Consider the following 14,005-nt stretch of genomic DNA (forward strand, 5'->3'; position numbering starts at 1 on the left):
AGAGTTGAGTCTTATTGAAGTAAAATCATCACTCTGAAAACTTCTCCTCTAACCTAGCTAGGCCGTCCTCCCACCGACAGCGGTAGAAACCCGTAACTCCTCGATCGGTTTATTCGGTAAACATGACCCTAGCTAAGTAATAGTACCGACCGATTTCCCCCTAAACCATCGCTAAAATCTGCTCAATCATTCCCTGGGCTTGTGATGCATATCCGCCGCCAAACAAGTTGAAGTGATTGAGAATGTGATACAGGTTGTAGAGGTTTTTACGCTGTTGATAGCCATCATCTAAAGGCCACGCGGCTTGATAGCCGTTATAAAACGCAGGCGGGAATCCCCCAAACAGCTCGGTCATGGCAATATCCACTTCTCGATCGCCATAGTAGGTGGCCGGGTCGAGGATAATCGGTTCGCCCCCATGGCTGAAAGCCGCATTCCCTGACCACAGATCGCCATGTACCAAAGATGACTCGACAGGGTGGGTGAGCAATGCGGGAATTTTATCCACCAAGGCATCCCCCTGGCGAAACTGTCCCCCGTGTCGTTGGGCCAGCTGGAGCTGGTAGCCAATCCGATGTTCAGCAAAAAATTCTCCCCAATGCTCAGTCCAGGGATTGCGCTGAGGGGTATCGCCAATCGTGTTGTTCTGATGCCAGCCAAAGCCTTGATCATGGGCTTGGCGATGCATCGCAGCCAGTTGTTGTCCCATGGCGAACCAAGTCTGGGCATCGCCATGGCCTAAAGGAATCCATTCTAGGATGATGTAACTTTGTCCTTCAGCAGCACCCCATCCTAAAGGCTTCGGCACCCGAATACTTTGGGAAGCCTGCATGTCTTTGAGACCCTCCGCTTCTGCTTCAAACATCGCCACTTTGCTGGCCTGATTGAGCTTGACGAAATAGTGTTCCTGGCCATCACTCACCTGATACGCCTGATTGATACTGCCACCGCCGACGGAATTGCGAGTTGCGATCGCAAATTCCTGCCCTTGCACCTGACTAATCTGGTGCTGAATCTCAGTCCATACAGACATACCCATCTCCTAGACCCTGACAGAAAAAAGACAACCTCAATGAGGTTGTCTTTTCGAAGAAGCTAATGAATCAATACCTTAAGCTGGAATGCTTAGTCATCATAAATCCGGCACTCAGCAGCATCGGGATTATCATCACAATATTTCTCGAGGGAGTTCTTGTCTTCATTATTGTCTTTGCGCTGGTGGGACGCTTCTGCTTGCAGCTCTTCCACGGCATCCCAGGCTGCTGCACACTCACCAGAAGTAGCGCCACTCGTATCACAAGTCTCTCGGGCTTGTGTTAGTTCATTTTCAATTTTTTCTTGAATATTGCTCATAGGTCAATTCTCAACCACTCTTATCTATGTGTTTATCTGAGCGAACGACAGTATTTGTTACTGCAGTTAGGTCATGCAAAGGAGCTTCTGGCTTAATGCATTTAGTGTAACTATATCTCACAGTAATTGACCGAACCGAGAAATGAGGTCCCCTTTAACACTGTTTTAGGAATGTCTTAGCAATGGGCTAGATCAAGCTCTCAGCAGAGCAAAGCGGTTATTGCTGCATTATTGTAAATAGGGTTACACAATTTTTTACGAAGCTGTAGCGCAGCCTACAACCTATTTATGGCAAGCATAGATATACTTCATGAGTATCGAAGCTAGCGGAGTCTGACATGACTACTATCTGCGACAATACCGACCAAACAGAGCTCTTGCGATTCTGGGTTCGAGAACTGACTCACTTCTCTCCCCATGAAGTGGATGCAGTGGTAACAGCCCTAAGTCAAGAAAAGGCCACTCTCAATCCTGCTTCTTAAGCAGGATAGTGCCAAATCATGACTCGTCATAAACCGATGGTTTGAGCCTCTCACCCATCGGTTCGTTTTTTCTCAAACCCCCATTTCCGTGGTTGTTCAACTCTGTTAGACTGCTGGGGTTATACACTCGGTCTTTCTCGTTGGTTTCTGCGGGTCAATCCTATCGATTACTCTTTGTCTCTACACCATTAGGCCCTTTAGGATCCGGGGTAGGGGGAGGTGTAGAACTCACTCTACTGAATATGCTGGATGCGTTAACCCAGCAGGGTCACCAAGTCCAAGTGCTTGCCCCTCAGCAGTCTCGGCTGCCCCAAACTGAGGTAATCACCGTAGCTGGATCTCCCCAAATTCCAGCCCAAACCCAAACCCGGCAGACTCCAATTCATCTTCCTGAAAACTCAGTTCTAGGCAATATGTGGTTGCAGGTTTTGGCCCTGCAATCCCAGTTTGATCTGATCATCAATTTTGCCTATGATTGGCTCCCCCTCTACTTAACGCCTTTTTTAGAAACTCCTGTTGCTCATCTGATCAGCATGGGGTCCCTCTCCGATGCGATGGATCAAATGATTGGTCAGATTGCTGACCAATTTCCCCAGTCCATTGGTGTCCATACCCGAGCCCAAGCGAATACTTTTCCCTTCGCCCAGCATTGCTATCCTGTGGGCAATGGTTTCAATTTAGATCTCTACACATTCACCCCTGATCCAAAAGACTATTTATGCTGGCTGGGACGCATCGCCCCTGAAAAAGCCTTGGAAGATGCGGTAGCCGCAGTCGATCAAACAGGCCAGACCCTCAAAATTATGGGCCATATTCAAGATCAAGCCTATTTTGATCAAATTCAGGCTCAATTTCCCCAGGCCAACATCGACTATCTAGGGTTTCTCGATACCACTGCAATGCAAGAGGTCTTGCGCCATAGTCAAGGCTTGTTAGTGACACCACGCTGGGTGGAAGCTTTTGGCAATGTCGTCATTGAAGCTCTAGCCTGCGGTGTTCCAGTGCTTGCCTATAATCGAGGCGGTCCGGCGGAAATCATCCAGTCCGGCAAAACAGGCTGGTTAGTGGAACCTGATAGCGTCGATGGCTTAGTAGCAGCCATTCACAAGCTGCCCAAGATTGATCGACAAGTCTGTCGCCAGCAGGCCGAGCAGGAGTATTCTCTGACGGCCTTTGCCCAGCGCCTTGAGCAGTGGTTTGACCGAATTCTGTCTCAACCGGGTCAATAAATGAAAGCCTGTCAGATCCCTCCTTTTTTGCAGCCGGGCGATGACCTCTGGGTAACAATGCCCAGTGGCACCCTCAGAGAACGGCAGGATTTTGATCAAGGGGTATCGGTGTTGCGATCGCAACACTACATCGTCCACCTTTCCCCAAACGTCACCGCCCAGTGGGGCTATCTCGCAGGAACTGATACTCAGCGAAGACAATCCCTCACTGCAGGTCTTAAAGGCGACTATACAGGCATCTTTTGCGGCCGGGGCGGCTATGGCGGAGCTAGGCTTTTAGAAGAGTGGGAATGGCCCCCTTCCCCTCCCAAATGGCTGGTGGGTTTTTCCGATGTTACGGCTCTGCTTTGGGGACTTGCCACCCAAGGAGTCGCTAGTGTTCACGGTCCCGTCATGACCACCTTGGCCCAGGAACCAGACTGGTCCCAGCAGCGACTTTTTGATTGGCTTGCCGGTCGCCCCATTCCAGCCCTGACGGGCAAAGGCTGGGGGCAAGGCAAAGCAACCGGTATTTTATTGCCCGGAAATTTGACGGTGGCGACCCATATCTTGGGCACGCCTCGCTGCCCCCATCTAGACCAGGTGATCTTGGCCTTAGAAGATGTGGGGGAAGCTCCCTATCGGCTGGATCGAATGCTGACCCAATGGCGCATGAGTGGGGTATTTAAGCAGGTAAAGGGCATTGCCTTAGGACGCTTTAGTGATTGCAACGTCCCTGCCGGGATTCCCAGCTTAACGGTGGAAGAAGTCCTCCGAGATCGCTTGGGGGATTTAGATATCCCGATTGTGTCAGATTTACCCTTTGGCCATGGCGCTCCCAACGCGGCCCTACCTGTGGGCATACCCGCCCAGTTAGATGGAGATCAGGGCCTGTTGACCGTTGGCACTCCCTAGGAATCTTGCCTAAGTCTCCAAACCAGTACGCTATCGTAACAGGTAGAGACCATAGGGAACCTAGGCATGAACGAGCTGAGGCAGGCACTCGAATTAGCGACCGAGGAAGAATTACAAGACTTGACAGATTTGCTGTTTCGTCGCAAATATAACCCCCTAGATTATTTGCGAGAACCCACTCCTGGGCAAGTTCAAGCGACCAATCGCCAAGAGTGGTTAGCGGCCATCGAAAACCGCTTTCGCTTTGTGGCTGCCGATGGGTTTACGGTTCTGAAAGGGCAAACGGAAACTTTGAACTATCGCCAGATTTTGGTGCAAGTCAGCCGCCATTTGAAGATTCAGTATTCACCCACCCTATCCACCACAGATTTAGAAGCTGAGATCTACTTGCATTTGATCAAAGAAGCTTGGCAAAAATTACCCAAAAATCAGCAGGAGCAGCTCCGACAGCGGATCCAAACGGCGCTGGCTGATACTCCTGGGACTCCCTTGCCCGTCAACTGTCAAACGGATCCCCGGCGATGGCTGCTGGAAGGAAGCAGCGCTTTAGCCGTATCATCAGTGTTGCGCCCTTTACTGTTAAAGCAACTGGCGCGGCAATTTGCGGCTCAGATGGCAGTGTATCAAGTGGCTCGACAAGCAGCCCCCCAAATCGAAGGACAGTTAGCGGTGCAAGCAGCCCGACGCGGTATGGCTTGGAATGCAGCTCGATATGGCATCATGCGTGGGGCGTTGACGGTGGTGAGTTCAGCCCTGTGGGTTGGCTTATTTGCAGACCTGGGTTGGCGTGCGATCGCAACCAACTACGGGCGCGTCATTCCGGTGATCTTTACTCTGGCTCAAATTCGCTTAATTAGGGGGGAAACCTCTTGGCAATCTGTTTGAGTATGATTCGAAATGTCCACTGATCCCCATTCCTGGTTGGCTCCCTCTCACTTCATCATGTTGGCCCTATTAGGGGGCTTTGGGTTAATCCACAGTGGTTTAGCTTCCCTACGGATGGCAGCAGAGAAGAAATTAGGGGCGCGGCTCTATCGCGTTATCTTTGCCTTAGCAAGCATCACCGCTGCGGTGATTGTGATCGGTTATTTTCTGAAGCATCGCTACGATGGGGTTCAGCTTTGGCAACTTCAGGGCACCCCAGGTCTGCCAGGCTTTATTTGGGCCTTGTCAGCGATTTCTTTTATTTTTCTCTATCCCGCCACCTTCAACCTGCTAGAAATTGCAGCGATTCAGAAGCCCCAGGTCTATCTCTACGAAACCGGCATCATTCGGATCAGCCGCCATCCCCAAATGGTGGGCCAGGTGATTTGGTGCATAGCCCATTTACTTTGGGTCGGGACTTCCTTTAATTTAGCGACCTGCTTGGGATTGATTGGTTATCACTTGTTTGGGGTTTGGCATGGCGATCAGCGATTAGCCAAACGCTATGATGACGCATTCGAGGCGGTCAAGGCACGCACCTCCATCGTGCCCTTTCTAGCCATTGCTCAGGGCAAGCAAACCTTCAAGCTCCAGGAATTTTTAAAGCCTGCCTATGTTGGGGTGGCTGGCTTTATTTGGCTATTTTGGATTGCCCATCCCCTGATGATGCGTGCAGCATTCAGCGTTCGCTGGTAGCATAATTTCAGCCTTTCCCATCGTCTTTCCTAATCTCCCTTGAGCATGCTGCCTGCGATTCAAACCCGTACCTTTGCCCCCGAAGTGTTGCAGTCCGAGACTCCCGTTTTAGTCAACTTTTGGGCTCCTTGGTGTGGCGTCTGTCGTTGGGTGGAACCGTTACTGATTCAGGTCCAGGCGGATTACGATTCGGAACTCAAGGTTGTCGCTGTCAATGCCGACGAAAATTTTGCCATCGCCAGCCAATATCGCCTCACTAATATTCCCAGTCTGCTGCTATTCCACCAGGGGCGTCTGGTCCATCGAATGGACCACTTTTGCGATCGCACCGAAGCATTGCGATTGTTAGAGGCAGCGCTAGATCAGATTGTTCCATCGCTATTGTCTGCGGGGTAACCTAACTTTACATCTCTAAGTATTTAAAAATCGAATTTGACAGGGTACCTCAAACAGTGTTTGGGTATAAGGTTCGATTGGTTAATCTTAAGGATTGCGGGTCGAGAAAGGGCCTGATATTGTGTAACAATGTAAATTGTTTTACAAACTGTAAAGTTTTTTGTATCGACAACAGCGTCAACGATGGATTCGTTATATCAATTTGCTTGGCTTATCCCTGTATTGCCACTCGGCGGTGCATTTCTCGTAGGTTTAGGGTTAATCTCCTACAACAAACAAACGAACGCCCTCCGTCAACTCAATGCGGCCTTTATTGTGTCCTTGATGGGAGCGGCAATGGTCCTCTCCTTTTCGATTCTATGGAGTCAGATTCAGGGTCATGCGCCCTATCTGATGACCTTCGAATGGGCTTCAGCGGGTGACTTTCATTTGACGATGGGCTATACCATCGATCACTTGACCTCTCTCATGCTGGTGGTGGTGACCACGGTTGCCTTCCTAGTAATGATTTATACCGATGGGTACATGGCTCATGACCCCGGTTATGTAAGGTTTTATGCGTATTTAAGTCTATTTAGCTTCTCCATGTTGGGGTTAGTCCTTAGCCCGAACTTGGTGCAAATTTATATTTTCTGGGAATTGGTGGGGATGTGTTCCTACCTGCTGGTGGGATTCTGGTATGACCGGAAACCTGCTGCCAATGCCTGCCAAAAAGCATTTGTAACGAACCGAGTGGGGGACTTTGGGTTACTCCTCGGCATCTTGGGCCTGTATTGGGCTACTAATAGTTTTGAGTTCGACATCATGGGAGAGCGTTTGCAATCCCTGGTGGCGACGGGCGAGTTGAGCGGTGTGGTTGCGGCCATCTTCGCCATCTTGGTGTTTCTGGGACCCATGGCGAAGTCAGCCCAGTTCCCCCTCCATGTCTGGTTACCCGAAGCCATGGAAGGTCCTACCCCCATTTCTGCCCTGATTCACGCTGCAACCATGGTTGCAGCCGGGGTATTTTTGGTGGCTCGGATGTTCCCCGTGTTTTCGGACATTCCCACCGCCATGCAGTTTATTGCCTGGACCGGAGCGATTACCGCCTTTATGGGGGCCACCATTGCGGTGACCCAAAACGATATTAAGAAGGGTCTGGCCTACTCCACCATCTCCCAATTGGGCTATATGGTCATGGCCATGGGAATTGGTGCCTACTCTGCGGGCCTCTTCCACCTGATGACCCATGCCTACTTCAAGGCTATGCTGTTCCTAGGATCCGGTTCTGTCATTCATGGCATGGAAGCTGTAGTCGGTCATAACCCAGTCCTAGCGCAAGATATGCGTCTGATGGGCGGCCTGCGCAAGTACATGCCCTATACCGGCATCACCTTTTTAATCGGCTGCTTAGCCATTTGCGGTATTCCTCCCTTTGCGGGTTTCTGGTCCAAGGATGAGATTCTCAGTTTGGCCTTCGAAGCCAACCCAGCCTTGTGGCTAGTAGGTTGGCTGACGGCAGGTCTGACGGCCTTCTATATGTTCCGAATGTATTTCTCCACCTTTGAAGGAGACTTCCGGGGCAATATCAATGCCTTGCGTGAACAGATTGATGGCAAGTCTCCGGCTCTCAACTTTGGTCCTGGTGCCATGGATCCTCGCGAGTTGACCATGGTGGCTGAGCCTGAGTCGGATCACCATGACGATCACCACCATGCGGATGAACCCCATGAATCACCGATTACCATGACCTTGCCGTTAATGGTGTTGGCGATTCCCTCTATTGCCATTGGCCTATTGGGAATGCCCTTTAACAATCGGTTTGAAGCCTTTATTTATGCCCCTGGAGAAGCCAATGCAGCCCTAGAGGCAGCAGCTGAGTTTGAATGGTCCGAGTTTCTGTTGATGGCCGGCAATTCTGTGGGTATCGCCTTAATCGGGATTACCTTGGCGTCTTTGATGTACCGAACTCGGCAAGTGGATCCGGCTGCGATCTCAAATCGGTTCCCCACGCTGTATGAGTTCTCCCTCAATAAGTGGTTTATTGATGACCTTTACGAACGCACTATCATCAAGGGCTGTCGCCGGATTGCCCGCCTGGTTCTAGAGGTGGACTTCAAAGTCGTGGATGGCATCGTTAACTTTGCTGGATTCCTAGCGGTATTGACCGGTGAAGGTCTCAAATACTTAGAAAGTGGCCGCCTCCAGTTCTACCTTTTCATCCTCTTTATGGCAGTCTTGGGGATCTCGATTGCCACGGTCATCTAGCGTCCATTCCTGCCTCGTCGTTGCTCAATCCGTCGAATAGAGATAGCGGTTCATGAATCCAGATACATTCCCTTGGCTGTCAACACTGATTTTCTTCCCCATTGTGGCCACTGTTGCCCTGCCCTTCATCCCTGATCCAAAGGGTAAAGGTGATCCCATTCGCTGGTATGCGTTGGTGATTGGCCTCATTGATTTTGTCCTCCTGGTTTACGCCTTTTACACCCAGTACGACTTTGCTGAGTCTGGGTTACAAATGGTGGAACGCTATGACTGGCTCCCTCAATTAGGCGTGCAATGGTCTGTTGGGGCCGACGGCTTATCCATGCCCCTGATTTTGCTAACGGGATTTATCACCTCCTTGGCAATCCTGGCCTCCTGGCCCGTCACCTATAAACCACGACTCTTCTATTTCTTGATTCTGGCGATGTACGGTGGCCAAATCGCGGTGTTCGCCGTTCAAGATCTACTGGTCTTTTTCCTGGTCTGGGAATTGGAATTGGTTCCGGTGTATCTGTTGCTCTCAATTTGGGGGGGCTACAAACGGCTGTATGCAGCGACGAAATTTATTCTGTATACCGCCATCAGCTCTCTATTTATCCTGGTTGCCGCCTTGGCGATGGCCTTCTTTGGTCCCGATCTAACTTTTGACCTGCAATCCTTAGCGGCCAAAGACTATCCGTTAACGTTTCAATTGCTCTGCTACACAGGCTTCCTGGTGGCCTTTGCCGTCAAGTTGCCGATTGTGCCTCTGCATACCTGGTTACCGGATGCTCACGGGGAAGCCACGGCTCCTGTCCACATGCTGCTGGCCGGAATTCTCCTCAAGATGGGGGGCTATGCGTTAATTCGCATGAATGTGGAGCTACTCCCTGACGCCCATGCCTATTTTGCCCCCGTTCTGATTATTCTGGGGGTGGTCAATATTATTTACGCTGCCCTCACCTCCTTTGCCCAGCGAAATCTCAAACGCAAGATTGCCTATTCGTCCATTTCCCATATGGGCTTTGTCCTGATCGGAATTGCCTCCTTTACAGACTTAGGAATGAGCGGTGCTGTGCTGCAAATGGTCTCTCACGGATTGATTGGTGCCAGTCTCTTCTTCTTAGTTGGAGCGACCTACGATCGCACCCACACTTTGATTCTGGAAGAGATGGGAGGTGTGGCCCAGAGCATGCCTAAAATCTTTGCCATGTTCACGACCTGTTCCATGGCGTCTTTAGCCCTACCTGGGATGAGCGGTTTTGTTGCTGAACTGATGATCTTTGTTGGCTTAGCCACAAGCGATGCCTATAGTCTGGCCTTTCGCATACCCATGGTTATTTTGGCGGGTATTGGGGTCATTCTCACCCCGATTTACCTGCTGTCCATGCTGCGGGAAATCTTCTACGGACCTGAAAACAAGGAACTCACGTCTCATGAGAAGCTGGTCGACGCAGAACCCCGGGAAATCTTTGTGATTGTCTGCCTACTCGTCCCTATTATTGGTATTGGTCTCTATCCCAAAATCATTACCCAGATTTACGATGCCAAGACCACACAGCTGGTCGCCTATATTCGTCCCTCTGTGCCTTCTATTGCTATGCGAGAAGCAGCTACAGTCGCATCTGTATCCGATGTTGAGATGGAAAGCCCTTACCAAGCTCCCGCGATTAAGTAGGCTACTCTCCACTTCATACCTAAAATTAATTTATTTAATAGGTATACTAACCCCCCACATTGAATGTCAGCGTGGGGGTTCTCTGATCATGACAACCATCTGGAACGTCGATACAAGCTTTTGGGCAGATTTGCAGCCTTTCACTCTAAAACCTAAATCTATAGGTGAGAGAGACTTTTAGGCCAGGTCCATCAGCTTCAAAATGGGTTCCGGTGAAGTCCATCGAATGAAGTTTACTTCAGCTACTCGTTCAACCTCAAGCCTATAACTTGCAGAAGAGCTTTGCAGCATCAGCAGTCAAAATACCTGATAATTGCCATGGTCTCTGATATTTTGCAATGCGCTATGGCTGCTAAGACAAAAAAACAGTCCTCGAAAACAGTCGAGCCTCAAACTGCCGTTCTGCGACAACATGCCGAGCAACAGTTTGCAGCAGAACTCGAAGAACTTCGCAAATCTGATACGCGCCAACGTCCAGCAAACTGGCAGCTTTCTCCATGGGCCGTTTCCACCTATTTATTGGGGGGCACCTTAGAGAATGGCTTTGAAGTCTCAGCAAAATATATTGGCAATCGGCGACTGATGGAAATCGCTATTGCCACACTGACAACGGATCGAGCCCTTTTGCTGTATGGGGTTCCCGGTACGGCCAAGTCTTGGGTATCGGAACATTTAGCGGCTGCGATCGCAGGAGATTCCACTCTACTGATTCAAGGGACTGCAGGCACTAGCGAAGATGCCATTCGCTATGGCTGGAACTATGCAAAGCTCTTAGCAGAAGGGCCATCCCTAGATGCGATTGTGCCTAGCCCGTTAATGCAATCCATGGATCAGGGCAAAATCACCCGCATTGAAGAACTGACACGCATTCCTGCTGACGTTCAAGACACCTTGATTACCGTTCTCTCTGAGAAGACCCTGCCCATTGCCGAACTTAGAGAAGAGATTCAAGCCACCCAGGGGTTCAATGTGATTGCCACCGCTAACAACCGAGACAAAGGGGTAAATGATCTCTCTAGCGCCCTGAAACGTCGCTTTAACACTGTTATTCTCCCCTTACCCGATGACGCCGATTCTGAAGTCAGAATTGTCCAAGAGCGAGTTAAAAGCTTAAAAACAGCCCTAGAGCTACCTGCTGAAGCCCCTGCCTTAGCTGAAATTCGACGCGTTGTCACCATTTTCCGGGAATTACGCAGCGGCATGACGGAAGATGGCAAAACCAAGCTCAAATCTCCCAGCAGCACCCTAAGCACCGCAGAAGCCATTTCTGTCGTCAATAGCGGCTTATCTTTGGCCGCCCATTTCGGTGATGGTTCCCTCCAGGCCCATGATTTAGTCTCTAGCTTGGTTGGAGCCGTGGTTAAAGATCCAGTTCAAGATCAAGTGGTGTGGAAAGAATATCTTGAAACCGTGGTTAAAGAGCGAGACAACTGGAGTGACTTATATCGAGCCAGCCGCGAGGTTCTCTAGCATTCAGGCTGGCATTGAGGGCAAAAATGAGTGGAGCGACCGACGAGCTTGATCCGTTCAATAGGTTGACCACAAGTCCGACAAGGCTGACCTTGGCGTCCATAGACCCAGGCCATGCCACCATAATTCCCATTCACCCCTTTGAGATCTCTAAAATCACTGAAGGTGGTACCGCCTGCCCCAATGCTGGTCGATAAGACGTCCACAATCGCAGTTCGCAACCGCTGCACCTGTTCCATCTGCAGCTGTTGACATGGCATCGTCGGACAAATCCCACTCATAAACAAGGCTTCATCCGCATAAATATTGCCCACTCCTGCCACCAAGGCCTGATCTAACAGAGCGCTTTTAATAGAACGCTTACGGCCTTGCAGGGATTTACCCAAATAATCGATGGAAAAATCTTTTGAGAAGGGTTCTGGCCCAAGCTTCTGCAGACCACTAATAATTTGCTTAGGATCTTCAGTGGGGGCCACCCACCACATTTGTCCAAAGGTTCGCTGATCAACAAATCGGAGTTCGCGATTATTCGCAAAAAATAGACGCACCCGAGTATGCTTCTGCACTGGCTCATCTTGGGCCAACCAGAGCAATTGCCCTGTCATGCGTAAATGCACACCCAGCCAGCTCGGCTGATGATGAGTAGCTAAAGACAACTGGCTTAGTAAATATTTGCCACGTCGCATCCATGCCAAAAAGGTTGCAGTTTGCAACCCTTGGATAAATGCTTGCGGAGACTGAGGATGGGCAATGGTTCGCGGATAGAGAACCTCGCCACCCATAATTTGCATCCCAACAGTCACCTTTTCTAGGCCAAGCCGCACTGTTTCTACTTCAGGTAGCTCAGGCATTAAAGCAGACTGTTGGGACGAATAGTAGACACGAAGGTAAGTTAGCCTTCTGCTTTGGGAGCTGCAGCAGGCTTCTTAGCTTTTGCCTTGGGTGCCTCAACCTCTTCGAGTTCGTGAACCCCGAAGTTATTGGTGTTGATACCAGCAGCAGTACCACTAATCCCGTTGTAATTACAGGTATCGAAACGAACGATCACAGGATATTTAATACCACTTTTATCAACGGAGGCAACGGTGCCGATTTCACGAAACCAGTAAGACTCCGGGCGGAGAATTCTAACCTTAGAACCGCGTTGAACCATGAATCTTTTACCTTATTGAAATTGCAAACGAAGCATTGATCTCAGACTACTATGGTCTCGGTGCAGTCCTAACCCAAAATCTATAAAATTTTATAACTGTCATAAAAATTGATGACTTTATCGTTCACTTAGATGCTTTTTGGGGATCCTAATTACCGATAAACCGGCAACGTAAAGTGAAAACCACTGCCATGATCGGGAGCAGAATCCACCCAAATCTCACCGAAATGGTTCCCTACAATCCGTTTACAGTGAGCAAGCCCCATGCCATACCCAGACTGGCCTTGATCTCGATCCAAACGATACTGGTTATCAAAAATATATTGTTGCTTTTCCTGGGGAATCCCTAAGCCATTGTCGCAAATACTGACCTGCACCTTTTGGGTCGTCCGATGCACAACCAATAGTTTAATCTCGCCCCCCTCCGGCGTATATTTCATCGCATTATCCAGCAAGTTGAGAATCACCTGCTGCACCTGATCAGCATCAGCATGGACGTTGGGGATATCGGGTGGAATATCGCTTTCTAAAACCTGTGACTTAGTTTTGAGGGTATTCTGTACCCTTAAGATAATCTCTTGGCAAAGTCCACCTAAATCCAGTTGCTTAGGATGAATTTTAAGGTCGGGCTCACTTCCTTGGGAGGCTTCCAGTAAATTGGTGATCATACGCTCAATGATTTGGGTTTGGGTATGAGCATGCTTAACCAATCGTTTCAGCAGAGCCGGAGATAAATTGCGGATGATCTCATTATCCTCATCCCATTGTCCTGCTAAGGTCTCTAAAGCAATGATCGCTGCCGTTAACGGGTTGCGGAGGTCATGGGCCAACATGGTAATCATGCGATCCTTGAACTTGAGCTGATCCTGCAACGCTGCATTCTCTTGTTGCAGTCGAAACATTTGATCCGATAGCTGCATCAGTTGGGCAGCATCAGCAAAAGAGGTTGTGTCGTCGTCTAAGGTAACCTGATCTTTCAGCAATTCATTCTCAGATAAAGCATGTTGCCAATAGGGCCAAGACTCTTCCAACTGAGCGACCAAGTTGCTGCCTGCCAAAATATGCCGAGGCTCAGGCCGAATTTTGACTAACGCTGGCGTTGCCACCAGTTTGTAATACTCCACCAAGTAGGGTTGTTCAGAGACTTCAACCACATGCAGGTCGAAATCACAATCTGGTTTCAGAGTATCTAAATATTGCGATATTTGATGAATCTGTTCTTTAGCCGTTGTGCGTTTATCCACGAACAACAGCAGCTGTAGTGAAGCATCAGACTTAACTACAGATTGTAGATGTTCAGTGTGGGTCTCGGAAGATGATCTCATTCCGGTAGGTAGCTCAGGACAGAATAGACATGGGAGTTAAAAAAAACACAATCCTCAGAAGTAAGTCACATATGCTGACTTAACTTCATATTAATTGACAACGCCCCATACCGGATCAGGCCAACCATAGATATCGAGGTTTAAACTCTTAAACACTACTTTTTTTAATGCCTTGCATC

14 protein-coding genes are annotated in these 14,005 nt (G+C 49.5%); 9 read left to right on the forward strand and 5 right to left on the reverse strand.

Features of this window, described 5'->3' with window-relative positions:
• Positions 1-160 precede the first annotated feature (160 nt).
• Both HRE53_RS10205 and HRE53_RS10210 read right to left on the reverse strand, forming a co-directional pair.
• Entirely contained in the window at positions 161-1,033 is an 873-nt protein-coding gene (locus HRE53_RS10205) for a fructosamine kinase family protein (protein WP_235110298.1), read from the reverse strand.
• Between the two features lie 92 nt (positions 1,034-1,125).
• Positions 1,126-1,353 (reverse strand): Calvin cycle protein CP12, encoded by a 228-nt coding sequence (locus HRE53_RS10210; protein WP_212663343.1) that lies wholly within the window; start codon positions 1,351-1,353, stop codon positions 1,126-1,128.
• Between the two features lie 338 nt (positions 1,354-1,691).
• Between HRE53_RS10210 and HRE53_RS10215 the strand changes: the two genes are divergently transcribed.
• The 9 genes from HRE53_RS10215 to HRE53_RS10255 all read left to right on the forward strand — a co-directional run bounded on the left by HRE53_RS10215 (position 1,692) and on the right by HRE53_RS10255 (position 11,348).
• On the forward strand, positions 1,692-1,835 hold the full coding sequence (locus HRE53_RS10215) for a hypothetical protein (protein ID WP_212663344.1): 144 nt from the start codon (positions 1,692-1,694) through the stop codon (positions 1,833-1,835).
• A 140-nt stretch (positions 1,836-1,975) separates the two neighbouring features.
• A complete protein-coding gene (locus tag HRE53_RS10220) occupies positions 1,976-3,064 on the forward strand; it encodes a glycosyltransferase family 4 protein (protein ID WP_235110299.1) in 1,089 nt (362 codons plus the stop codon).
• Positions 3,065-3,958, forward strand: coding sequence for an LD-carboxypeptidase (locus HRE53_RS10225; protein WP_235110301.1), 894 nt, complete (start codon positions 3,065-3,067; stop codon positions 3,956-3,958).
• A gap of 66 nt (positions 3,959-4,024) precedes the next feature.
• The gene (locus HRE53_RS10230; RefSeq protein ID WP_235110303.1) at positions 4,025-4,843 is read left to right on the forward strand and encodes a YaaW family protein; all 819 of its coding nucleotides are present in this window, start codon (positions 4,025-4,027) and stop codon (positions 4,841-4,843) included.
• Between the two features lie 12 nt (positions 4,844-4,855).
• The gene (locus HRE53_RS10235; RefSeq protein ID WP_235110304.1) at positions 4,856-5,578 is read left to right on the forward strand and encodes an NnrU family protein; all 723 of its coding nucleotides are present in this window, start codon (positions 4,856-4,858) and stop codon (positions 5,576-5,578) included.
• Between the two features lie 45 nt (positions 5,579-5,623).
• On the forward strand, positions 5,624-5,974 hold the full coding sequence (locus HRE53_RS10240) for a co-chaperone YbbN (RefSeq protein ID WP_235110306.1): 351 nt from the start codon (positions 5,624-5,626) through the stop codon (positions 5,972-5,974).
• A gap of 183 nt (positions 5,975-6,157) precedes the next feature.
• Positions 6,158-8,221 carry an NAD(P)H-quinone oxidoreductase subunit 5 gene (locus HRE53_RS10245; RefSeq protein WP_212663349.1) on the forward strand — a complete coding sequence of 688 codons (2,064 nt, stop codon included), beginning with the start codon at positions 6,158-6,160 and terminating at the stop codon, positions 8,219-8,221.
• A gap of 52 nt (positions 8,222-8,273) precedes the next feature.
• Positions 8,274-9,878, forward strand: coding sequence for a photosynthetic/respiratory NAD(P)H-quinone oxidoreductase subunit D1 (gene ndhD1, locus HRE53_RS10250; protein WP_212663350.1), 1,605 nt, complete (start codon positions 8,274-8,276; stop codon positions 9,876-9,878).
• A gap of 345 nt (positions 9,879-10,223) precedes the next feature.
• Positions 10,224-11,348, forward strand: coding sequence for an AAA family ATPase (locus HRE53_RS10255; protein ID WP_315876581.1), 1,125 nt, complete (start codon positions 10,224-10,226; stop codon positions 11,346-11,348).
• On the opposite strand, the gene HRE53_RS10260 is transcribed toward HRE53_RS10255, so the two are convergent.
• The 3 genes from HRE53_RS10260 to HRE53_RS10270 all read right to left on the reverse strand — a co-directional run bounded on the left by HRE53_RS10260 (position 11,345) and on the right by HRE53_RS10270 (position 13,826).
• Complete coding sequence (locus HRE53_RS10260; protein ID WP_235110310.1) at positions 11,345-12,199, reverse strand: DNA-formamidopyrimidine glycosylase; 855 nt, start codon at positions 12,197-12,199, stop codon at positions 11,345-11,347. The two genes, HRE53_RS10255 and HRE53_RS10260, sit on opposite strands and share 4 nt — an antisense overlap.
• A 41-nt stretch (positions 12,200-12,240) precedes the next feature.
• A complete protein-coding gene (locus HRE53_RS10265) occupies positions 12,241-12,501 on the reverse strand; it encodes a photosystem I reaction center subunit IV (protein WP_212663354.1) in 261 nt (86 codons plus the stop codon).
• 152 nt (positions 12,502-12,653) lie between these two features.
• Positions 12,654-13,826 carry a histidine kinase gene (locus HRE53_RS10270; protein WP_235110312.1) on the reverse strand — a complete coding sequence of 391 codons (1,173 nt, stop codon included), beginning with the start codon at positions 13,824-13,826 and terminating at the stop codon, positions 12,654-12,656.
• Between the last annotated feature and the right edge of the window lie 179 nt (positions 13,827-14,005).

It is taken from the genome of Acaryochloris sp. 'Moss Beach' (assembly GCF_021497025.1).
Classification (GTDB): domain Bacteria; phylum Cyanobacteriota; class Cyanobacteriia; order Thermosynechococcales; family Thermosynechococcaceae; genus Acaryochloris; species Acaryochloris marina_A.